This is a genomic window from Streptomyces sp. Root1310 (genome assembly GCF_001426425.1).
Taxonomy (GTDB): Bacteria; Actinomycetota; Actinomycetes; order Streptomycetales; family Streptomycetaceae; genus Streptomyces.
This window is the reverse complement of the sequence record NZ_LMEQ01000030.1, coordinates 535,138-557,959: the sequence shown is the minus strand read 5'-3', so window position 1 is coordinate 557,959 and position 22,822 is coordinate 535,138. Positions and strand designations below refer to the sequence as shown.

Annotated in this window: 16 protein-coding genes; 6 read left to right on the top strand and 10 right to left on the bottom strand. The window is 71.6% G+C overall.

Annotated elements, in window-relative coordinates; all coding sequences use genetic code 11:
- Positions 1-152: 152 nt before the first annotated feature.
- The 3 genes from ASD48_RS44475 (at position 153) to ASD48_RS29675 (ending at position 2,997) form a co-directional block, all read left to right on the top strand.
- Positions 153-326 (top strand): hypothetical protein, encoded by a 174-nt coding sequence (locus ASD48_RS44475; protein ID WP_157880725.1) that lies wholly within the window; start codon positions 153-155, stop codon positions 324-326.
- A gap of 41 nt (positions 327-367) precedes the next feature.
- Positions 368-1,912, top strand: a complete 1,545-nt coding sequence (locus ASD48_RS29680) for a hypothetical protein (protein ID WP_057604818.1) — start codon at positions 368-370, stop codon at positions 1,910-1,912.
- A gap of 482 nt (positions 1,913-2,394) precedes the next feature.
- Positions 2,395-2,997: a hypothetical protein gene (locus tag ASD48_RS29675; RefSeq protein ID WP_057604817.1), complete on the top strand. Its 603-nt coding sequence runs from the start codon at positions 2,395-2,397 to the stop codon at positions 2,995-2,997.
- A gap of 214 nt (positions 2,998-3,211) precedes the next feature.
- Here ASD48_RS29675 and ASD48_RS29670 read toward each other — a convergent pair whose 3' ends face one another.
- The 3 genes from ASD48_RS29670 to ASD48_RS29660 form a co-directional block, all read right to left on the bottom strand.
- Positions 3,212-4,147 carry an SDR family oxidoreductase gene (locus tag ASD48_RS29670; protein ID WP_057604816.1) on the bottom strand — a complete coding sequence of 312 codons (936 nt, stop codon included), beginning with the start codon at positions 4,145-4,147 and terminating at the stop codon, positions 3,212-3,214.
- A gap of 567 nt (positions 4,148-4,714) precedes the next feature.
- The gene (locus ASD48_RS29665; RefSeq protein ID WP_079074045.1) at positions 4,715-5,317 is read right to left on the bottom strand and encodes a GNAT family protein; all 603 of its coding nucleotides are present in this window, start codon (positions 5,315-5,317) and stop codon (positions 4,715-4,717) included.
- A complete protein-coding gene (locus ASD48_RS29660) occupies positions 5,314-6,432 on the bottom strand; it encodes a ThiF family adenylyltransferase (protein WP_079074044.1) in 1,119 nt (372 codons plus the stop codon). Before ASD48_RS29660 ends, ASD48_RS29665 begins: the two co-directional genes overlap by 4 nt.
- 363 nt (positions 6,433-6,795) lie before the next feature.
- Here ASD48_RS29660 and ASD48_RS29655 point away from each other — a divergent pair, with 363 nt between their 5' ends.
- Both ASD48_RS29655 and ASD48_RS29650 read left to right on the top strand, forming a co-directional pair.
- Positions 6,796-7,542 carry an SDR family oxidoreductase gene (locus ASD48_RS29655; protein ID WP_057605048.1) on the top strand — a complete coding sequence of 249 codons (747 nt, stop codon included), beginning with the start codon at positions 6,796-6,798 and terminating at the stop codon, positions 7,540-7,542.
- Between the two features lie 661 nt (positions 7,543-8,203).
- Positions 8,204-11,956, top strand: a complete 3,753-nt coding sequence (locus ASD48_RS29650; protein ID WP_057604815.1) for a family 78 glycoside hydrolase catalytic domain — start codon at positions 8,204-8,206, stop codon at positions 11,954-11,956.
- 117 nt (positions 11,957-12,073) lie between these two features.
- On the opposite strand, the gene ASD48_RS29645 is transcribed toward ASD48_RS29650, so the two are convergent.
- Entirely contained in the window at positions 12,074-12,748 is a 675-nt protein-coding gene (locus tag ASD48_RS29645; RefSeq protein WP_057604814.1) for a DUF4232 domain-containing protein, read from the bottom strand.
- Positions 12,749-12,850: 102 nt separating this feature from the next.
- Positions 12,851-13,750, bottom strand: a complete 900-nt coding sequence (locus ASD48_RS29640; RefSeq protein ID WP_079074042.1) for a PIG-L family deacetylase — start codon at positions 13,748-13,750, stop codon at positions 12,851-12,853.
- A 197-nt stretch (positions 13,751-13,947) separates the two neighbouring features.
- On the opposite strand from ASD48_RS29640, the gene ASD48_RS29635 reads away from it, so the two are divergent.
- A complete protein-coding gene (locus ASD48_RS29635) occupies positions 13,948-16,245 on the top strand; it encodes a helix-turn-helix domain-containing protein (protein ID WP_079074041.1) in 2,298 nt (765 codons plus the stop codon).
- A 36-nt stretch (positions 16,246-16,281) separates the two neighbouring features.
- On the opposite strand, the gene ASD48_RS29630 is transcribed toward ASD48_RS29635, so the two are convergent.
- The 5 genes from ASD48_RS29630 to ASD48_RS29610 all read right to left on the bottom strand — a co-directional run bounded on the left by ASD48_RS29630 (position 16,282) and on the right by ASD48_RS29610 (position 22,753).
- Positions 16,282-17,361, bottom strand: coding sequence for a HAMP domain-containing sensor histidine kinase (locus ASD48_RS29630; RefSeq protein ID WP_057604812.1), 1,080 nt, complete (start codon positions 17,359-17,361; stop codon positions 16,282-16,284).
- Entirely contained in the window at positions 17,354-18,091 is a 738-nt protein-coding gene (locus tag ASD48_RS29625) for a response regulator transcription factor (RefSeq protein WP_057604811.1), read from the bottom strand. The genes ASD48_RS29630 and ASD48_RS29625 overlap by 8 nt, the downstream gene beginning before the upstream one ends.
- 68 nt (positions 18,092-18,159) lie before the next feature.
- Positions 18,160-18,864, bottom strand: coding sequence for a VanZ family protein (locus tag ASD48_RS29620; RefSeq protein ID WP_199876013.1), 705 nt, complete (start codon positions 18,862-18,864; stop codon positions 18,160-18,162).
- A 236-nt stretch (positions 18,865-19,100) separates the two neighbouring features.
- On the bottom strand, positions 19,101-19,889 hold the full coding sequence (locus ASD48_RS29615) for a DUF4097 family beta strand repeat-containing protein (RefSeq protein WP_057604809.1): 789 nt from the start codon (positions 19,887-19,889) through the stop codon (positions 19,101-19,103).
- A gap of 311 nt (positions 19,890-20,200) precedes the next feature.
- Entirely contained in the window at positions 20,201-22,753 is a 2,553-nt protein-coding gene (locus ASD48_RS29610; RefSeq protein ID WP_057604808.1) for a discoidin domain-containing protein, read from the bottom strand.
- Between the last annotated feature and the right edge of the window lie 69 nt (positions 22,754-22,822).

Below are 22,822 nucleotides of genomic sequence, written 5' to 3'. Positions count from 1 at the left end.
CGAGCCGCGGATCAGCGCATTGACAGGCACCTGTCGGCATGTTGCTATGAGGCGCTGCTCGGCCGGGCCTGCGCCGCGTCGTGCGCCGCTCGGGCACCGGACCGACGGCCACTTGACCGGGGCGGCGCCCCCCGAACCCGGAGCGAGGAACCATGCCGCAGCGCGCCGCGACCGTCGTCGTCGGCGGCGGCATCGGCAGGCTCGCGATGGCCATCGCCCCGCATCGCCGCCCGCTGTGCTGCCGCGCGACCCGGCCGCCCGACCGGCACCGACGCGGACGACGCTGCTGCCATGACGCCGGTGCTCGGCCGGACCTCGCCCGGTGACCCGGTGACCCGGTGACGACGACGAAGAGCGAGAGCCCCTGATGCCGGACTGGACGTATCACCCGCTGCGCGGCCTGGCCGCCGGCCTTCTCGGACGGCGCCGTTCGCAGCGAGCCGCACTGCGGCTGCTGGCCACGATCGGCTCGCGTCCCGGCGGGGCACGGATGATTGCCCGGGGATTCGCGCGCCGCCATCCGCCCGAGGGCCTCGCCGGCGAGATCGCCGGCGTGCCCGTGGCCGTCCGCCTCGGCATATCCGTCCCGCCCGCGCTCGCCCGCGAAGCGATACGCGCTCTGCCCCCGCTCGGAGCTGGTGTCGTCGAGGTGGCGCCCGTCTCCGCGGCCGACGCCGAGACGGTACGCGAGGCCGCTGCCAGCCGCTCGGTCCCGCTGGTGCTCGGCGCCTGCGACGCGGAGGCCGAGGCCGCCCTGAAGCCTCATGTCGACGGGTTCACCAGCAGGGACGACCCGCGCGTGATCCATGTGTCCGACCCGTCGGTCACCGCCGCGGCCGCAGCGCTCAAAGAGCCGGGCGCCGTCGTGCTCGCCCGGCCCGGCGTGCTCGTCGCGGCCGGACCCGGCTGGTTCCAGCGGGTCACCGAGGCAGCCACGCCCACCGCGCCCGCTCCCGGGCTGCCGGACGTCGGATGGGATCCTCGCCGATGGCCGGTCTGGTGGTGGGCGCTCCTCGTCGGGCTCGGCATGACGGGCGCCGGACTCGGCGCCGCGGCGATCACGCTCGGACCGGTGCTGCTCTGGTACGACCGCGACTACCTCGGCATGACGCTGGACGATCTGCGGGGTGCCAACCACCACCTCGTGCACTTCCTCCAGCACGACCGGATCACCATGGCCGGCACGATGGTGGCGATCGGCGCCCTGTACACCGGCCTCGCCCTGGGAGGGATCCGACGCGGCTGGCCATGGGCCCGCGAGGTGTATCTGCTCTCGGGGACGATCGGCTTCCCCACCTTGTTCTACTTCCTGGCCACCGGCTTCGTGGAACCCCTGCACACGGCCACCGCCCTCGTACTGTTTCCGATGTTCGTAGCCGCAGTGCGTCGGACCCCGCACACACCGCGGTGGCGCCCGGTGCCCGAAGGTCCGGAGCCGGAGCGGCGACGCGCGCTGGCCGGCCAGTTGTTGCTGATCGTCACGGGAGTGGGGCTGTTCGTCGGTGGAGCGGTGATCTCGGTGGTCGGTCTGACCGGTGTCTTCGTGCCGACCGACCTGACGTTCCTGGGCGCCGACGCGCAGACGCTGGACACCGTGAACCCCCGGCTCGTGCCGTTCATCGCCCACGACCGGGCGGGGTTCGGCGGTGCCCTGATGTCCGCCGCAGCGGCCATCACTTTGCTCAGCGCGTGGGGCTGGCGGCGGGGTGAGGCCTGGGTCTTCTGGACCCTGGCCGCGGCGGCGACCGCCGGCTTCCTGCCTGCTGTCGTCGTGCACGGCGCGATCCACTACACCGACTTCGTCCACCTAGCGCCGGTCTGTTTGGGCATCGCCATGACCGGCACCGGCCTGCTACTCGCGCGTCCGTATCTGTGCGCCAAGGCCAGAGGTGAGCGGACGCCGGTTGCCTGACTCGGCTTGGGCGGAAGGAACTGCGCGTATGTCGTCCGGGTATGGCTTTCGCCCGTGGGCTCTCGGCGTGAGATCCGTGTCGGAGCCGGCGGCTCTGGCCCGGCCCCGGTCCGGCTATGGCCCTCTTGACTCCCCTGGTCATGCTTGGACCGGGAAACTCTCAGGTGCGCACGCGACAAGCGTCTCAGGAGGGCACACCGACCATGGAGGGATGTGCGAAAGGGTTGCGACCCGAGAGACTCGACCGCATGGCCGAACATGCCGCCAGACGCCCACTCGGCGCTGCCCTCGTGTTCCTGGTCGCGCTCGGGACGGCGGCAGGGCCGGTGTGGGGACAACCCCAGCGGTCGGTGGAGGTTCGCACCACCTCGCGGGCCGATCCGTCCACGGTGCCCGTCAGGAACGGCGCCCGGAGCGAGACTGACCGACCACTGCTCACCGTCCACGCGGGTCGACGGCCTCAACGGCCCGATATCACCCGCGTGTCGGCGACCACCCCGGTCCACGGCGCCGACTCGGCACGGGTCGGCACCGCCCGCACCTCCGGTGTGTCCCGGTCGACGCCTGCCGACTACGCACCCATCGCCGAAACGGTGAAGGGCAGGGTGGGGGACACCGTCGTGGTCCGGCTCGGTGTGACGAACCTGGGCCCCGGTGCCGCAGACGGTGAAATCGGATCCTTCGCGGTCGTACCGCCGCCCGGAACCACCGTCACGTCCATTCCCTGGGAAGGGGACGACGACGATCGGAGATACGCCTGCCGGACCCCACAGGACGAGGACAACTACTTCTTCCTGTGCGACTCCTCGCCGCAGGCCGGATCCTCGACCACCATCGGCTTCCACATCCGCATCGACAAGCGGATCCCCGGCGCCGAGGGCTCCATCACCGTGTACGGTCCGAACGACCTGGTACCCGGCAACGACCGCGCCACGATCCCCGTCGACGCCGCGCCCGCGCCGCTGTGGCGGTGGCAGAACCCGCTCTGGCACTGGCACCACTGGCCGCCGGCGGCAGCGACGCTGGCCGTCTTGGCGCTGGCGGGCAGATGGTTCGTCAGGCGGCGCGGGCAAGACCAGGCCTGAAGTGCGCAGACGGCCCTGAAGTGCGCAGACGGCGCGGATCGGCAAGCGCCGTTCGCCGAACTCCGCACCCGACTCCGAGACGATCCCGGCGGCAGGTCCACGATCCCCACCGGCCACGCCGACGCCATGCAGGAGAGCCCCGAGCCGGTCGCTGCACTTCCGCTCGCGAAAAAACATCGCGGATGGGGGGTCGTCAAGCCGACCGGTGAAGTGACTACTCGAACGGAGGCGGGCGGGTGGATGCCCGGTGGGCGTCCCAGTCGGCGCGGCCGCCGGCGCCCAGGACTCCGACGTCACCGGCCAGCTCCGTCGGCGACAGCCGGCGCAGCTCACGCCGCGCGAGGTGGGTGACGATCGCCGGGAAGGCGGGCCTCAGCGGCTGGCACCAGCGCAGCCACGGGGGTGCGTAGATCTGACGGGCGCGGTGGGTGATGCCGTTGGCCAGCCAGTCGGCCACCTGGGCGGACGTGTGTACGCGCTGGGCGAAGCGGGGCTGATTGCGGCGCAGGGCCTGCAGGACGGGGTGGTCGCTGATGCCGGTGACCATGTCGGTGCCGGTCCAGTGAAGGTAGGCGATTCCGACGGTGATGCCGTCGGGTTCCACCTCGCCGCGCAGAGCCAGCGCGAACGACTCCGCACCGGCTTTGGAAGCACAGTAGGCGCTCATCATCGGGGCGGAGCCGAATGCGGCCGTGGAGGCGATCTGCAGGAAGTAGCCGCGGGTGTCGCCGAGCTGGGGCAGGAACGACCGGGCGGTGTTGGCGGATCCGATGAGGTTGACGTCGACGACCCGCTGCCAGAGTTCGGCCGGGGTGTGGACGAAAGGGCCACCGGTGGCGATGCCGGCATTGGCCACGACCACGCTCGCCGGGCCCAGCTCTCCGGTGACCTGCTCGGCCGCCCGGTCCAGGGCTGCGCCATCGGTGACGTCCGCTTCGACGCAGACACTCCGGTGGGGCAGGGAGGCGGCCGCCCGGCGGAGCGATTCCTCCTCGCGCCCGACCAGCGCCACGAGCATCCCGGCGCTGGAGAGGCGTCGCGCGAGGGCTTCGCCGACCCCACGAGCGGCACCGGTGACGACCGCGACCCGCCCGTTCAGCGGCGTGTCGAGCAGGCCGTGGCGCCGACCGCCCCGGGGAGTGCCGCGCATGCGCCCTCGTTCCCTCCATGCCACCGACCAGCCACCGACCCTCCGCCTTGTCCTCCGCGTTGCCCTCCACCGCCGACCGTCCTGTCGGTGTCCGCGGCCGAACATCCCGCGCGGGTTTCCCTGCCCATACCTCCTCATTCCCGCACAATGCGGCGACGGCCGCCATCCGTGCGCGGCAGCGTGGGCCGGGGCCTCGTTCCGGCCGGGGCGGCCGAGCCCTCCGACTGCGCGAGCCACTCACGCGGCCGGAGGCTGCCCCGGCCTACCTGGCCTCCTCGCCCCTCTCGTCCCCCTCGGCCCTCTCGTCCCCCTCGCCCTCTCGTCCCCCTCGCCCTCTCGTCCTCCTCGCCCCTCTCGTCCCCCTCGCCCCTCTCGTCCCCCTCGCCCCTCTCGTCCCCCTCGTCCTCCCTGTTCCCCGTGTCCTCCTGGCCCTCGTCGGCCTGCTCGATCCGGCGCCCCTCCTGTCAGGGCGCGTGGCGGAAGAGGCACGCCGGGTCCCGCCCGGTCGGCACGAAGCCCGGGAGGCCGTCCGGCCGCGTGGGCCGTGCTGTGCTTCGTCGGCGGTCATCAGGCGGGGAGCAGTGCGTCTCCGTCGAGGATGTGCCGTTCGGCGGCGCTGGCCTGCGGAATCCATTCCGGGGCCACAGCCGCGTAGGTGGCGACGTCGTGCCAGACACCCTGGGTGTTGAAGAGTTGGCGAAGAGTGGCCTCGGGGTGCAGACCCGCCGCGAGCATCACGTCGCGCATCCGGGAGTGGTCCGCCCGGTGCCCTGCCCAGATGCGGTGCAGGCCGAGGCGGCCGAAGCCGTACGCCATGAGGAGGCGGCCCGCCTCGTGGCCGTGGCCGCTGACCGGGGCGCCCGGCAGCAGCACCAGGCTGGTCAGCATGGCGTTGCGCCCGTACTCCTCCACCAGCAGTCCCATGGTGCCGACCATGGCGTCCTCGCCCGGCGCGCACACGGCCATGGTGTGCTGGCGACGCGGCTGCACATAGGGCTGGGAGAGGCATCGGGCGAAGGCCTGCTGGGCCTGCCGGGTGTCCATCCGGTCGACGCCGAGGAAACGGGTCAGCAGGCGGTGCGTGTGGATGCGTTCGAACGGAGCCAGGTCGGTGGCTCGCATCTCCCGCAGCCACAGGTGTTCGCCGTGGAGTTCGGGCAGGTGGGTCACGAAACGGCTCCCATGCCGACCAGGGCCGGGACGGCACCGATCAGCTCTTCGAGGTCGACGTAGTAGCGGCCCGACGCCACCGGGCGGTCCAGCAGGATGCGGCGTGCGGTGTCGGTGACCAGGGCGCCCCCGAGCATCACGCCACTGGCCAACTGCGGCCAGCTGGACAGGGTGCGGCCGATCCGGCCGAGCGCATCGGTCATGGCGGGGCTGAGGCGACTCTCGTCGCAGACCCGGAGCAGGTACGCCATGGCGCCCGCCGGGTCGAGACGGCGTACGTCCCGCGCGGTCAGGTCTCCACCGCGGCCGTGGAAGAGGGGCCGGTCCGGCTCTTCGTCGAAGCGCTCGACGTCCAGCAGCCCCCGGTCGTTGGCATCCATGAGGACGGGCACACGACGGGCGCGGGCCTGCTCACGCACGGCGACCTTGACCCAAGGGGTGTCGCACTCCTCGATCAGCAGGTCGAGAGGATGGTCGGCATCCCCGAAGAAGGCGTCGACACTCTCCTCGGTGATTCCCTCACTCCACAGTTCGACGTCGAGGTAGGGGTCGATCTCGTACATCTGACGAGCGCACAGAACCGTCTTGGGGACCCCCAGATCGTGGACGCCGGCGCGCAGTCGGTTCAGGTTGCTCAGCCCGAGCCTGTCGAAGTCCGCGAGGCGGAACGATCCGCCTACGCCTTCCATGACGCAGGTGAGCGCCGCGCTGTTGCCCACGGACAGACCGATCACGCCGATGCGGCGGCCGAGCAGCCGCTCCTGCTCGGCGCTGGTGATCTTGTCGCGGTTCCGGTCGGTGCGCACACGCCGGAACTCCCGCTCCGGAAGCACATGCACCAGCCGTCCCGACCAGGGGTACCAGACCCAGGTACCGAAGTACCGCCGGTCGACGCCTGCGCACAGTTCATCGATCGCGGCGGCCAGCTGTCCGTCGGTCAAGGGATCTCCGGGCCGGAGGCAGCGCACCAGTTCGACGAGCTGGTCGTCGATGAGGTCGTGCACCTCGCGTACGTCACCCGAAGCGAGCAGGTCGAGGAGGCGCGCACGGTCGGCCTCCTCCCGCGGCCGATGGAGGACGGGCCGAACTGCGGTCGTACGAGGGGCTCGTGGCATGAAGTCCGGCTGTGCACTGTCTGGGGATGGAATGTCGGCATTGATCACGATCATGGAAGATAGCAGCCCGCGATCTTGGAAAAGCCGGTGCACAGGGGGCGCGCAAACTCGAATTCATGCACGGCCGTTCACCACCGGCACGCCGCCCGTTCGCTCCGCGGAGCCCGCCACCCGGGGGACCGAGCGACATATCGGTCCCCCGGGGACGGAGCGATATATCGGTCCGCCGGAGGCCGGGCACCACTGCCCGAAGCGCCACCACTTGACGAGTCGTCATGCACTCCGTAGCGTCGCGCATGCCGTACACGGACGTGACTTTGATTCACATCCGAAGACGATGTCGAGGCGGAAAGGGCGGTCATGATGCAGCGCCGTGTCGTGGTGTCAGGGGGCGGTACCGGCATCGGACTGGCGACCGCGCGGAAGTTCGCCGCCGACGGGGACCGCGTCGTCCTGCTCGGCAGGCGCGAGGACGTGCTGCGCAAAGCCGCCGAGGAGTTGAACGACGCCCACGGCGAGGCGACGGCCGGCTGGTACGCGGTCGACCTCTCGGACCCCGAACAGGTGGGCGAGGCAGTCGAGTTCATCGCCGCGGACGAGACACCTGTCGGGGTACTGGTCGCCAACGCCGGTGGCAATGTCGCGCCTTCGCACGACGGCTCGCTCGCCGCGATCGCCGACAGCTACCGCCGTAACTTCGACGCCAACGTCCTGACCGCAGTCCTCCTCACGGAGGCTCTGCTCCCCCACATGCGCCGCCCGGGGGGCCGCATCATCCAGCTTTCCTCGATCGCCTCCCTGCGGGGCCCCGGCTCCTACGGCGGTTCGAAGGGCTGGATCAACACCTACACGTACGACCTCGCCCGGCGGCTCGGCCCCGAAGGCATCACGGCGAACGCGGTCGCCCCCGGATTCGTGGCCGACACCGAGTTCTTCGGGGACCGCGCCACCCCGGACTTCGTCGCCTCCCGGGTCGCCCAGTCCCTGACGGGCCGCGCGGGCCTGCCGTCGGAGATCGCCGCCGCCGTCCACTACCTGGCCTCACCCGAGGCGGCGTACATGACGGGGCAACTGCTGCACATCAACGGGGGTGCGGCACTGGGGCGGTGAGGCGGCGCCCGACGGCGGCCCCGTCTGCCGCCGTACCGCCGAGGCGGGTCATGAAAGTGGCCGGTTCGGTGTGCGGGGGCGGTCAGCTCGGAGCGGTATCCTCCGGCACCGCCCGCGCAGTGCCGTGACTGTTCGGGCAGGGACACGTGGCTGATCACCTTCCGGCCGACGAACGCGGACATACGCTGGACGTGGTCGGCGGAGTGGGCGTAGTCGCACATCGCGTTTTCGTACGCTGCCCCCCCCTGCGTGCGCCGGCTGCATGCCGCCCGGTCCGCGACGCTCGCGCCACAGCCCCCAACAGGCGTCCGGCCCGCCCGCCCTCTTGGGGGTCTGCTCAACCGCTGCAGGGTCTGCCCGGTATCCGCTCCGTCTCTGCCGCCCGCGCCCCACGGAAGTCACGACGCGCCGCCACCCGGCAAGGGTCCGACCGCGAGCGAACGACGCGGCAGATCCCTTGACGTCACTCGTCAACTCTCATAGTTTTCCATCGCCTTGGCAGTTTGAAACGATTCAAACACCGCCGACGCTCGCTGCGTGCTGCCGTCGAACCGGCCGTCGTCCACCCGCCACAGGCGCGCCCCGACCGGGAGCCGCCGTCCGAGCCCACCGCTCAGCCCGGCCGTCCTGCAACGCCTGACCCGCGTGAAGGAGTACTCCGTTGGCAAGCCAGACCACTCCCCCCACCCCCGACTCGTCCGCCCACCCCGAACAACCCCCTTTCAGTCGGCGCCACTTCCTCGGCACCGCGTCCGCGCTGGCCGCGGGTGCCCTCGCGACGGGAGCCGTCGGCCCGCTCGCCGGCCGCGCACACGCGGCCACCGGGACAGCGCGCGCCGAGCCCGTGGAGCTGTCCGGGGCCCATTGGATCTGGTACCCGGAAGGGACTCCCGGATCCGACGCCCCCGCCGGCCACCGCTACTTCCGTACCGCTTTCACCGTCGCGGAGGGCGAGGTGACCGACGCGCAGCTCGTCGTCACCGGTGACGACGCCGTCGACGTGTGGCTCAACGGGAAGCCTCTGGCCGGCTCGCCCAGAGTCGCCCGTTCCTGGCGTGACGCCCTGTACGTCGATCTGCGGACGGCCGTGACCACGGGGAGCAACACCATCGCGCTGGCCGGCCGGAACCAGGGCGGCTCGGCCGGGGTCATCGCACGGCTGCGCGTCGTGACCACCGGTGGTACGACCGATGTCGTCAGCGACGGGCGCTGGGTCGCGGGCAAGGCCGTGTCCTCGGGATGGGAACAGCCCGGCTCCGGTGCCGAAGGCTGGCCGGCCGCCCGGGATCTCGGCGCCTACGGAACGGCACCCTGGTACGCCCAGGTCGCCGCCCCCGATCTCGCCGCGCCGTCACCGCTGAGCGTGGCCGCCTGCACCGTGGAGCGTCGCGCGAGCCCGCTGGGCGTGGACGCGGCACACCCGCGCTTCGGCTGGGTTCTCGACTCGACGGAGCGGCAGCAGCGCCAGGGCGGCTACCGGATCCAGGTCTCGTCCACGGCCAGGGGTTCCGGCGACCTGTGGGACAGCGGCCGGGTCGCGTCCGACCGGCAGATCGACATCGCCTACGCGGGCAAGCCCCTGAAGAGCCTGACCCGCTACTTCTGGCGGACGCGTGTCTGGGACGTCCAGGGCCGGGCGAGCGCGTGGAGCAAGCCGCAGTGGTTCGAGACCGGATTGCTGGCGCCCGCGGACGAGTGGTCCGCCGCGTTCATCGGGCGGCCGCCGGGCCCTGATCTGTCGGGGGCCGCCTGGATCTGGTACCCGGAGGGCGATCCGGCGGCCGGGGTGCCCGCCGCCACCCGCTTCTTCCGGCGCACCTTCGGCTTGACCGACGTCCCCGCCGTCGCGACCCTGATCGTCACCGGGGACGACACCGCGGATGTCTGGGTCAACGGGACCCCGGTGAGCACCTCGAGACGAGTGACCGACTCGTGGAAGAGCGCTGCGCTGGTCGACGTCACCGCGCACCTCCGGAGCGGTGACAACACGATCGCGGTCGCGAGCCGGAACACCAGCCAGTCCCCGGCCGGGGTCATCGCCAAACTCGTGGTGCCCGGCGGCCCGGCCGTGGTGACGGACGGATCGTGGAAGGCGCACCAGGACGCGCCCTCGGGATGGGAAGACCCCGCGTACGACGACGGGGGCTGGCCCGCGGCACGCGCCGTCGCCTCGTACGGTGGCGGCCCATGGGGATCCGGCGTCCGGGTCGTCGGGCCGGCCCCGCTCCTGCGCAAGAGCTTCACCGTGCGGGGGCGAGTCGCCTCGGCCCGGCTGCTGACCACCGCGCTCGGTCTGCACGAGACCCGGCTCAACGGTGCGAAGGTCGGCGACGACGTGCTGGCCCCCGGGTGGACCGACTACACCAAGCGCGTGCAGTACAAGGTGTTCGACGTCACCGCGCACATCCGGCCGGGAGCGAACGCGCTCGGCGCATGGCTCGGCAACGGCTGGTTCTCCGGCAGTCTGGGTTTCGCCGGCAACCAGCGGTACGGCACTCGGCCGTTCTACGCGGCGCAGCTGCTCATCACCTTCACCGACGGATCCCGGCAGCTGGTGACGACGGACGGCAGCTGGAAGACCGGCACAGGCGCGATCATCGCGGACGATCTCTACCACGGCGAAACGTACGACGCGCGTCTGCACGTCGAGGGCTGGGACTCGGCCGGCTTCGACGACGGCGACTGGGTGGCCGTCGCCGTCCACGAGGGGCCCACTCCCCCACTGGTGGCCCAGGTCGACAACGGTGTCACCGTCCAGCACGAGTTCCGCTCCGTGTCGATCGCGGAGCCACGGCCGGGGGTGTGGATCTTCGACTTGGGGCAGAACTTCACCGGCTGGAACCGCATCGCGGTCCGCGGCGACGCCGGCACCACGGTCACCGTCCGGCACGGGGAGGTCCTCAACCCCGACGGCACGCTCTACACCACGAACCTGCGCGCCGCCCAGGCCACCGACTGTTTCACCCTCGCCGGCACCGGGCGCGTCGAGACGTACGAGCCCCGGTTCACCGTCCACGGCTACCGTTACGTCGAACTCACCGGGCTGCCTGCCGGTTTCCGGCCCGGCGACTCCACCGTCATCGGCCGCGCGGTATGGACCGACGCCGGGCAGCCGGGCACCTTCAGCACCTCCGACGCGCTGATCAACAAGCTGCAGCACAACATCGTGTGGGGTGAGCGCGGCAACATGCTCTCGATCCCGACCGACTGCCCGCAGCGGGACGAACGCCTGGGCTGGACGGGCGACATCGCCGCCTTCTGCGCGACCTCCGCCTTCAATCTGGACACGCACGCCCTCCTGACCAAGTTCGTCGACGACCTGACCGACGCCCAGCAGGCAAACGGCGCCTTCACCGACGTCGCGCCCGCGGTCATCGCCGGTTCCGGCACCGCCGGCTGGGGCGACGCGGGAACGATCATTCCGTACACGCTGTGGCAGCGCTTCGGCGACCTCACCGTCGTCGACAAGCACTTCACGGCCATGGCCAAGTGGGTCGACTATCTGCGCGCGACCTCCGGCAGCGACCTGATACGCAATCAGCAGACCTTCGGCGACTGGCTGAACGTCGACGACAACACGGCTCAGGACCTCATCTGCACGGCCTACTTCGCCTGGTCGGCACGTCTGGTGTCGCGTATGGCGGCCGCGACCGGCCGCGGCGCGGAGGCGACCGCCTACGGACAGCTCGCCGACCAGGTGGCAGCGGCCTTCCGGGCCCGTTTCGTCACGGACGACGGCACCGTCCGGGGCAACACCCAGACGGGTTATGTGCTGGCGCTGGCCTTCGAGTTGCTGCCCTCCTCCCTGGTCCGGCCGGCCGCGGACAAGCTCGCCGCCAAGGTCGCGGCGACGGACGGACACCTCAGCGTCGGCTTCCTCGGCGTGGAGAACCTGCTGCCCGTGCTGGCCGACCACGGCCATCTCGAAACCGCCTACCGGATACTGCTGCAGCGCGGCTTCCCCGGCTGGGGCTACATGATCGACCAGGGCGCCACCACGATCTGGGAACGCTGGGACGGCATCCGTACCGACGGCTCGTTCAACGACCCGGGCATGAACTCCTTCAACCACTACGGTCTCGGCTCGGTCGGCGACTTCCTCTACCGCCAGGTCGGCGGACTCGGCCCGTCGAGCCCCGGCTACGCCTCTCTTCGCATCGCCCCGCGGCCCGGCGGCGGCCTGACCTCCGCCGTCAGCACGTACGCCACTCCATACGGCAGCGCGTCAAGCGGCTGGTCGGTCTCCGGCGGCCGGCTGAGGCTTCATGTCACCGTCCCCGTCAACACCTTCGCCACCGTCACCGTGCCCACCCCACTGCCGGAATCGGTCGTCGCCCCGGCCCAGGCCGTCCCGACGGGCCCGGCGAGCTACCACCTGCCGGCCGGGCGGTACACCTTCACCGCGGCTGCCTGACCACCGCCGACCTGCGGGGACGGAGGAACAGCGCCGTCCCCGCATCCGGCGGGGAAAGTCCCCGACCGGCCCGGCGTGCCGTCCGGCGGGGTCTGACCCCGTAGGGGTGCGGAACCGTCAGAAGTCGTCCGCGCCGTTGCGGAGTTCGGGTGTCCAGTAGCCGGTGAGTGCCTTGGCGGGGTCGACGGCGACACCGCCGCTGCCGGGCGCGGTGACGGCGATGACGGTCGAGTCGCCGTCGAGCATGACGGAGAACGCCGAGACGGGTTCGTTCTCCTCGTCGGTACCGCCGTCCGACAGCTTCACCAGCGCGTAGGCCGGTTCGCCCGCCCCGAGGACGACCGGAGTGCCCGGCTTGCTCTTGGCCACGGCCGGGACGTCCTCCTTGTGGCTCTCCAGGAACTGGATGTGCGGAAAGCCCGTCAGCCGGCAGGAGTGGCCGGAGGTGTTCTTCGCCGTCAGGACGAGGTGGGTGTAGGGCGGGCCGTCCTGGGTGGCGGCGGTGATGCCGACGTCTCCGGCGGCGCAGACCGGGGTCGTGGCGGAGGCAGTGTCGGAGTCGCCTCCCCCAGCCGTGCCCGTGGATCCCCCGGCGGTGGAACCGTTCGATGCGGCCGAGCCGGCCGGGGCGGTGGTGCCGGTCGCCTGTCCCTTGGCCGCTTCGGCCGTGGCGGAGGCGGTCTGCGTGGCGGAGTCGGCATCCGAGCCGTCCTGGCACCCGGTGAGGGACAGCGCGAGGACGGCCGCGCTCGCGGTGGCGAGCAGGATGGAGCGGTGACGCGGTGCGTTCATGAAGAGGGTTCCCTGTGAGTGGTGCGGGGCCGCGGCGGGCTGCCGTCGGCCGATTTCCGGGTGATGTGTGGGCGATGTCCGGGCGCGGTGGTCGCGCCGTCGTCAGTTGCCCTTGCCCGGGCGGTAGTCGGACGGGAGGGTGTGGACGAACTCGCGGGGGTCGTCGTGCGCGGCCTCCAGCAACTCGGGGACGCTGTGGTAGCCGAGGGCGTACAGGTTCCGGCCGGGGTCCCAGGTGTTGTAGGCGTACATCGCGTTGCGCTTGGTCCTCATGTGGGAGCCGGGGATGTCCAGCACGTACGCGGCGCCGTCCGCGCGCCGGGCACGCGGACGCGCGTAGGCGTAGACGTGGTGGAACCGCACGTCCGAGAGCGTGCCGTCGTTCATCAGCCGGTAGGCCACGTCGCTGCACGCCTTGTGCGTCTCGGTGAGCTCCAGCCAGCCCGCGGAGAACTTGTGCGACGCACCCGGATACCGCTCCGCGAGGGCTTCCACCTTCGCCGTGATCCGGTCCACGAGCCGGTCGTAGGCCGCGGTGCCGGAGAAGCCGTCGTCCGCGATCTTGAAGTTGATGACCTTGTCCACGCCGAGCGCCTTCGCGGAGGCCATGAACTCGGCGGTCCGGGCGGCGACGATTCTGTTGACGCCGTCGGTGGGCCAGGAGAGGCGGTGGCTGCCCCCGGCGGCACACGGATGCGGATCGGCCCAGGTGGTCAGCGGGCACGGGTCGGTGTTCATGAGGCGGGCCAGATCAGGGTTCCTGCCGTCGCTGACCAGCACCAGATAGACGGGCCGCCCCGCCGCCTTGTGCTCGAGGATCGACCCGGCCAGGCCGATCGCGTCGTCGTCCTGGTGCGGCGAGTAGAAGATGGCCGGCTTGGCGGCGGCCGAAGCCGCGGGCGCCCGCACGGACTGGTGGACGACGGCCGCGGCGGTCAACGCCCCCGCCGCCAGAACGCTCCGCCTGGATACGGCGAAGGGCGGCCCATCGATGCTGTTCATCAGAGATTCCCCGTTTGACGGTCGGTGGTCCGCGCGACAGCGGACCTCACGGACGAGAGGAGGTCAGCCCCTCGCCTGCCACCAGTCGATCACTCCCGGGGCCGGCGGCCCAGGCGGTTTCACCGGCAGAACTGCCATCGGCCATACTTCTGCCGGGGCCCGCATCCGGACGGGTCCGGTGATCGGGGACATCGACTGTGTGGAGTGGCGCACCCGCCACGGGGGACTTCGGGCAGCAGGTGCGCGCACTGCGCACGCACGCCGGACTCAGCCAGGAGGCACTGGCCCATGCCGGTGGCGTGAGTGTGCGCGCCTTGGCGGACATGGAACGCGGGCGGACCCGTGGACCGCAGCGCCGCACCGTGCAGGCCCTGGCCGAGGCGCTCGGACTGGACGAAGCCGCCGCCGGGCGACTGGAGCGGGCCGCCGCCCTGGGCCGTCCGCGGAAGGCCCCCGCACCGGCCGCGCACACCGCCCTGGCGTTGCCGCGCGACCTCCACGACTTCACGGCCCGCGGGCCGGCCCTCGCCCGTCTCGAGGACCTGGCGGAACACGCCGACCCCGGCCGTGCGGTGGTGAACGTGGTCACGGGCCAGCCGGGCCTGGGCAAGACCGCGTTCGCGGTACGCGCCGCGCATCGGCTCGCACCGCGCTTCCCGGACGGGCAGTACGCCCTCGACCTGCACGGCATGGATCCCGAGCCGACCACACCGCGCGACGCACTCGCCCGGTTGCTGCGGGCGCTCGGAGTCTCCCCCGCCGCCATCCCGGCCGACACGGACGACCGGTCCGGGCTGTGGCGGTCGATGGTCGGCGACCGGCGCGTCCTTCTGCTGCTGGACAACGCGGCCGACGAAGCCCAGATCCGTCCCCTGCTGCCCGGCGACGGCCCGTCGCTGACGATCGTCACCAGCCGGAACTCCCTCGCGGGCCTGGAGTCGGTGCACCGCACCGATCTGTCCCTCCTGCGGCGCGAGGAAGCGGTCCAGTTCCTGACCCGCATCATCGGCCCGGAACGCGTCCAGGCGGAGACCCAGGCCGCCCGTGACCTGGCCGACCTGTGCGGACACCTGCCCCTGGCCGTCCGGATCGCCGGTCAGCGGCTCCACAGCAGACCGCACGAGCGTCTCGACAAGCTTGTCGCCCGGCTCGCCGCCGAGGGCCGTCGGCTGGACGGTCTCCAGGCCGGTAACCTGCGGATCCGTGCCGCCTTCGCCCTGTCGTACCGGCAACTGCCCCCGGCGGCACAAACGTTCCTGCGACGCGCCTCGCTCGCCGCCGGTCCCGACTTCAGCCCCGAGACCGTCGCCCTCCTGGCCGACCTGCCGTACGCCGACGCGGCCGCCTGCGCCGAGGAGTTGACCGACGCCGGGCTGCTGCAGAGCGACCCCGCCGCCGAGCGCTACCGGTTCCACGACCTGCTCAAGCTGTACGCCGCCGAGCAGACGGAAGCCGAGGACGAGCCGCGGGAGCGCGACGCGGCCCTGGACCGGGCGGCCCGGTGGATGCTGCGCCGGGCCACCGCCGCCGCCCTCCGCTTCGACGTCGAACATCACCAGGACGCGCCGCACGGCGACCCCGATCCCACCGGAGCGCCCCTCGACCGGGAGGAGGCCCGGGCCTGGCTGGAGAACGAACGCCACCAGTGGCTCGCCGCACTGCGCCGTGCCCACGACTGCGGCCATCACCGGCAGGTCCTGGACACGGCGGAGGCGATGCACTGGTTCTCGGACCTCAACCAGCACTGGGAACTGTGGGCGGAGGTGTTCCGGCGCTCGGCCGACGCGGCTCGCGCCCTGGGCGACACACGGGAGGAGGCGGTGCACCTCAACTACCTCGCCTGGGCCTACAACCTCTGCCTCCACGACCCGCACGCCGCCCTGACGACCGCCGACGCCGCGCTCGTCGCGGCCCGTGACAGCCAGGACGAGCTCCAGGTGGGCTGGGCGCTCGGCTACGGCGCCGGGGCCCTGCACCGGATGGGCCGGGCGGAGGAAGCGCACGCGCGCCTGCGCGAGGCCGCCCGCTGTCTCGGCGCGCAGTCCTCCCCGCAGGCCCGGCTGGCCGAGCTCACCGTTCTGAACACTCTCGGCGCCCACCTGCGCCAGGCGGGCCGGACGGGCGAGGCCCTGGACATCCACCGCCGCTGCGCGGACATCTCCGGCAGCGGAATCCCGGGCATGCCCGAAGGGCTGATCACGATGTACCACGCCGTCGCCCACCAGCAGATCGGCAACGACCTGGCGGCCATGGGCCGCTGGCCCGAGGCCGAACCTCCGCTCCGTCGTGCCCTGGCACACTTCGAGTCCGCACAGATGCCCGCCTGGGCCGAGCCGGCCCGCCTCGACCTGGGCCGCGTCCTCAGCGCGCTGCGTCATCCGGAGGCCCGTCGGACGCTGCTCGCCGCCCGGGACGCCCTCGCCGCGCTGAGAAGCCCGCTGCAGGGCGACGCCGCCTCCGCGCTCGCCCTCGACGAACTGACCACGGCCGACTGAACACGCGGGGACCGCGCCAGCGGTCCGCCGCGCCGCCTACGGCGCGCCGGGGAGCCGGACCGTGACGAGGAGACCTCCGGTGGGGAGGGGCACGAGGTCGAGGGTCCCGTCGTGGGCGCGGACGATGCTGTGCACGATGGCCAGGCCGAGGCCGACACCGGCGTGCTCGTCGGTGCGTACGCGTTCCGCTCCGCGCCGGAAGGGTTCGGTGAGCGTCGGTACCAGTTCCGGTGGCAGCCGTGGGCCGGTGTTCTGCACCCGCAGCACGCTCGTGCCGCCGTGCGCCTCGGTGTGCACCGTCACCGAGCCGTCGGCGGGGAGGTTGTGGACGACGGCGTTCTGGACGAGGTTCGTCACCATCCGCACCAGCAGCTCCGCGGAGCCGCCGGTCGGGGCCGCCCCGCCGGTGACCTCGAGCGTGATCCGGCGCTGTTCGGCGAGGGGAAGCAGCGTTTCGGCGGCCTCTTCGGCGAGGAGGGAGAGGTCGACGCTCTCCCGGGGGAAGTTTCCGCGGTCGCCGCGGCTGAGCAGCAGCAGGGCCTCGGTGAGGTCGATCGCCCGCGTATTGACGGCGTGCAGACGTTCGACGAGTTCGTCACGGTCCCGCGTGGGATCCTTGCGGGCGACGTCGAGGAGAGTCCGCGAGATCGCCAGCGGGGTGCGCAGTTCGTGGGAGGCGTTCGCGGCGAACCTCCGCTGCTCGGCGACGTGGGACTCGAGTCGGTCGAGCATCGAGTCGAACACGTCGGAGAGTTCACGGAACTCGTCCTGGCGGCCCTTCATGCGGATCCGGTGGGACAGGGACCCGTTCCCGGCCGTCCGTGCCGCGTCCCTGATCTGTGTGAGTGGTGCGAGCATCCGGCCGGCGAGGAGCCATCCCCCCAGCAGGCCGAACACGAGCAGGAAGGCCATCGCCACGGCCGCGGCGGGGACGAAGGTGCGCACCAGGAGGTAGCGGTTGGGCGAGACCCCGAGCAGACCCTGGGAGTTGTCGGGTACGTAGCGCAGCAGGTACATCCACACCACGGTCAGCAGGAGAGCGCCGGCGACGGCGAGGAACCCGGCATAGCTGAGGGTGAGTTTCCATCGGGCGCTGAGCCCTGGGCGTCTAGGCATGCGTACTGCCGGGATCGGCGGTGTCCCCGCCGGCGCCGGTGGAATCCCTGCCGGGGGCGAAGGTGTCCGTACCGGTGCCGATCCGGTAGCCGACGCCGGGCACCGTGGTGATGATCCAGGGTTCGCCGAGCCGCTTGCGCAGTGCGGAGACGGTGATGCGCACGGCGTTGGTGAGGGGGTCGGCGTTCTCGTCCCAGGCCCGTTCCAGCAGCTCTTCGGCGCTGACGACCCCGCCCTCGGCGGCGACGAGGACTTCGAGGACGGCGAACTGCTTACGGGTGAGCGCGACGTAGTGTCCGTCGCGGAAGACCTCCCGGCGGAAGGGGTCGAGCCGCAGGCCGGCGAGCTCGCGGACCGGGGGCCGGGCGTACGCGCGTCTGCGGTCGAGCGCCCTCAGCCGCAGGACGAGCTCCCGCAGCTCGAACGGTTTGGTGAGGTAGTCGTCGGCGCCCAGCCCGAAGCCGGAGGCCTTGTCGTCGATCCGGTCGGCGGCGGTGAGCATGAGGATCGGGATGCCGCTGCCGGAGGCGACGATGCGGCGGGCGACCTCGTCGCCGGAGGGGCCGGGGATGTCGCGGTCGAGGACCGCGAGGTCGTAGGAGTTGACGCTGAGCAGTTCCAGGGCGGAGTCGCCGTCGCCCGCGATGTCGGCGGCGATCGCCTCCAGCCGCAGACCGTCACGGACGGCCTCGGCCAGGTAGGGCTCGTCCTCCACGATCAGTACGCGCATGTCCGCAGCCTAAGCAGCACCGCATATCGCCGACGTATGCGGACACGGGTGTACACCGGGCACGCCGCTCAGCCTGCCGGTGCCGGTGCGGGGCGAGGCCGGTCCGACGGCGCTTCCGCCGCGGTGCGCCACCAGCGGCGCGACGCCAGTCCGGCCAGCACGGCGCCGACGGCGTTGACCAGGACGTCGTCCACGGAGGACACGCGGTCCAGCCGCAGGACGTACTGTGCGGTTTCGACCAGGGCCGAGCAGCCCGCCCCGAGGGCCAGGATCCGCGGCAGGGACGCCAGCGGCGCGAACCGCATCGGGGCGAAGAACCCCAGCGACGCGAAGACCAGCAGGTTGCCGACGATCCCGAGGGGCCCCATCGTGACCAGGTCCCGCAGCGGTACCAGGCTCACCCGGGCAGGGGCGGTGTCGGCCTCGCCGCCCGGCATCATGGTCAGCCACAGGAACGGCACCGTCCCGTGGACCATGCCCACCTCGGCCAGCGACATCCGCCACGCCGACGTGACACCGGCGGCGCGCCGACGGAACGCCAGAGCCCCCGCCACCAGCACGGCCAACGGCAGCGCGACCAGCGTCATGAGCACCACGCCGTTGAAGGTGTCGAAGCAGCCGTGCCACCGCCCGGCCACGCACATCGGAGCGGACATCATGAGCGGCCGCCGCAGGACGAACACGGCGCTCGCCATGCCGAGGACTGCCAGGCAGAGCAGCACGATCCTGCGCGCGCGACGGAACGGGGTCGACAGAGATGAGGGGTGATTCACGCCCCCCATTGGAGAGGGAGGGCCGTTGCGACGGCGTATGCGGTTTTCGATACGCCCGCGATACACGGGATGACCGGCATCCGGCGACAGCGGAACCCCCGATCCCGATGTCGAGGAACGGGCGCGAGCCGGCGGTGAGACGGTCCCACCGCCGGTGAGAGGTTCCCGCCGCTGGTGAGCGCGCCAACAGAGGGCGGCGAAGGGATCGACGGAGGGATCGGCGAAGGCCGACCGGCTCAGTCGCGGCGCACGCCGACGTCGCCGTTGACCGTCGTCAGTGTCATCGCCGGGCCTTGGCGGTCGTCACTCGTGGGCACGCTCACCGTGGCCCTGCCGTTGTCCGTACCGGCCGTGACCAGATACGCGGGGGCGTCGTGCGGAACGGTGACGGCGACCGATCCGTTGGTGGTGGCGGCGGTGACACCCGACGGCGCGGTGGCACACGCGAGGATCACGTCGCCGTTGGTGGTCGCCGCGTTCAGCCGGCCCGCGTCGAGTGCCGTCGCGCGCACCGAGCCGTTGCGGGTGGCAAGCCGTACCGGTGCGTCGTTTCTCCCGGAACTCGTCACCGTCACATCGCCGTTGACGGTCGTGACGTCCAGCGCCGCGGCGAGTCCCGCCACGTCCACGCCCGCGTTGCGGGCACTGACCGTGACGCTCACGCCGTCCGGCACCTTCACATAGGGCGTTCGGGGACACGCTTCCTCGCGCCGCTCCCGCTCCCACTCCCCCTTCCCCTCCCGGTCCGTGCAGGACAGGTCCAGGGTCCAGGTGTCGTCGTCGTGCGACCAGGCGCCGTCGGCGCGATCGTCCACGGTGACACGACGACCGTCGGCGGGGCGCAGTACCAGCCCGTTCTCGGTGGTGATGACGAGGTGGGTCCCGGACCGCGCGAGGGCGGGCGGTCCCGCCGCGGCCGATCCACCGGCTCCCTCGTGGTCCTGGTCACCGCATGACACGGCGAAGGGGAGGACCGCGAGGACCACGGTCGCAAGCAGTACGGGCCTTGCCGGCTTCGCCTTCATGTCCGTCCGGGTGCCCCGAGTCGGCACTGTCATGACCGCGGCACGCCGCCGCACGCCCGGCGGCCTGCCGCTTCGAGGATCTCGCCGTTGTCGACCCGTCCCTCGACACCGGCGGCGTGCGCCCAGCACCCGGTGCCGCACCGGCCTTCGCGCTGCGCACCGAGCACACGGTCCGGCCGCAGCACACAGCCCGGTGTGGCCTTCGGCCGAAGGACCGGCCTCGTCGGCGCGCCGTCAGCCCGCTGCCGGGGCCACGGATTCATGGCCCCGGCAACGGTTTCAACGGTGCGATGCGCCGTCCTTCCCGTGGATCACGGGAACGAGGTCACCTTCGACGGCACGGTGTCCGTCCCCGAGGTCGGGGCGCCGGTGTCGTTGATGACATGGGCGTACTGGCCCTTGCCGCCCAGGGAGATCACCTGGAGGTTGTGCATCCTGATGCCCGACTTGACCGGGACCTGGAAGCCGTGGCGCTGCACGATCGAGGGATCGGAGGTGTAGTTGCAGTAGCTGCCCAGACCCCACGCCTCGTGCACGGCCACCGTGTCGGCGACCTTGTAGGCGGCCCATCCGACGATGCCGTCGTGCGTGATGGCGGCGGCGTTGGGGGCGTCGTAGGCCTTCTCGTTCTGGAAGAAGATCGTGCGCCCTCGCTCGCCGTTCCAGACGACGTCGTACTTGTTGAAGTGCTCCACGAACAGGCCGGTGGCCAGGACGTCGTCACCGTTGACCCGCAGTCCGTAGTCGGCCCGGTTGGTCTCCCAGCCGACGCCTTCGCCATGGTCGGCACGCCACAGCCAGGTGTGGTCGATGACGACGTCGTCGCTGTTGACCACGACGGAGTCGGTCGCCAGGCCGGGGCCCGCGCCGCCGACGCGGATGAAGACGTCCTGCATGGTGGTCGGGTTGGCGGAGTGGTCCGCGGCGGCTCCGGCGGGACCGATCTGCAGCAGGGTGTCGGAGCGGGTCGCGCCGGCGTCGATGAGGAATCCGGCCAGCCGCACGCCGTCGACGTCGGCGACGTGCAGGGCGTCCACGCCCCCGTCGGGCACGATGGTCGCCAGGCCCAGCCCGAGCACCACGGTGTCGGCGCGGGTGACGTTGATCGTCTGGTCGAGGTGGTAGACGCCGGGCGTGAACAGCAGGTTCAGGCCCTGGGCCAGTGCGGTGTTGATGGTGGCGGCCGTCGCGCCGGGCTTGACGACGTAGAACTGGCTGAGCGGGAGCGAGGTCCCGGCGTTGGCGGGCCAGGAGACGCCACGCGCGTTGGTGCGCTTGGCGGGGACGAAGACCTTGTAGTCGTTGCCGTCGAGGTAGAGGAACGGCTTCTCGCGGGAGATCGGGGTGGTGTCCAGCGTGGTGTAGGGGCCGGTGTCGAAGTTGGTCGCCGGGGCGCCCTGGACTCCGGTGAACGTCATGTTCCACACGCCGTTGGTCCAGCCGCCCACGGAGCTGTCACGGGTGTACCACTGCTGCTGGGAGTAGGGGCCGACCGTGCCGTCGATCTTGGAGTCGGCGATGTAGCCGCCGGAGGCCCATCCGTAGCCGTTGGGGGCGAGGTTGAGGCCGCCCTTGACGTGAATGCGGCGGAACGGCGCGGCCTGGGCGACGGCCCAGCGGTCGGTCCCGTTGGACGGTGTGATCGCCAGGTTCTCCGCCGAACGCCAGAAGTTCTGCGTGGCGTTGCCGTTGAACCAGCCCGCGTCCACGGTGATGTCGCCGTTGATCTGGGTGTCGTCGGGGTTCAGTCCGAGGCCGGAGATGGAGGTGTAGAAGCCGAGTTGGGCGTTGATGCCGTTGTACGTTCCCGGCTTGAGCAGGAACTGGTAGCGACCGGAGCCGAACTGCGCGGATTCCTGCTGGGCGAAGACCTGGTCGAACCTCTGCTGGAGGTTGGGTGTGGAGGGGTCGACGACGATCACGTTCGAACCGAGGTCGCCGCCGCCCTGGACCGGACCTCCGGTGCCGCCGGACGTGGTGTGGACGCCGAACTCCCAGAGCGAGTAGCCGTAGGCCGTCCCGCGGGCGGTCCCCAGAACGCGGACGTAACGGCCCGTTCCGCTGACGTCGTAGGAGGCGCGACCGCCGGTCGCGCCGGTGACGGTCCTGAGGGTGTTCCAGCTCTGGCCGTCGGCGGAGGACTGGATCTGGAAGTCCTTGCCGTACGCGGCTTCCCAGTTCAGGTCGATCCCGCAGATGTCCTGGGACGAGCCGAGGTCGACGCGGAGCCACTGCGGGTCCGAGGCCTGGCTGGACCAGCGGGTGGAGTCGTTGCCGTCGAACGCGGCGGCGGCGGGTGTGCCGGCGTTCTCCGTCGAGGACGCCGAAGCGGTCTTGCCCTGCGCCGAGTTGGCCGTCGAGCAGGTACCGGGCTGAGGCGTTCCGCCGGTGCTGCCGAACACCTGGAACTCCCAGACGGAGTAGCCCCATTGCGTCGCCCGGTGGACGCCCTGCAGACGTACGTAACGGCCTTGGCCGGAGACCGCGAGTGTGTCGGTGCCGCCGTCCGAGCCGGTGACCGTGCGCAGGTCGGTCCAGGTGGCGCCGTCGGAGGAGGCCTGGACCTTGTAGTCCTTGCCGTAGGCCGCCTCCCAGTTGACGACGACTTGGCTGATCGTGGCGCCGGTTCCGAGGTCGACCTGCAGCCACTGGTCGTCGGTGGCGGCCGAGGACCACCGGGTGCCGGTGTCGCCGTCGACCGCGTAGGGCGCGGGCGTGCCCGCGTTCTCGTTCGAGGATGCCGTTGCCGTTCTGCCCTGGGACAGGTTGGTGTCGGCGGCCACGGCCGCCGGTGGCCGGATGGTGGGCAGGGTGATCAGCGCTGCCGTGGCGGCGAGCGCGACACCCAGGGATCTGAGTCTCATGAAGGTCCCTGCGGGTGCGTCGGGAAAAGGACACGGAGCATCGGCAGCATCCGCGGCGAAACGCCAAGG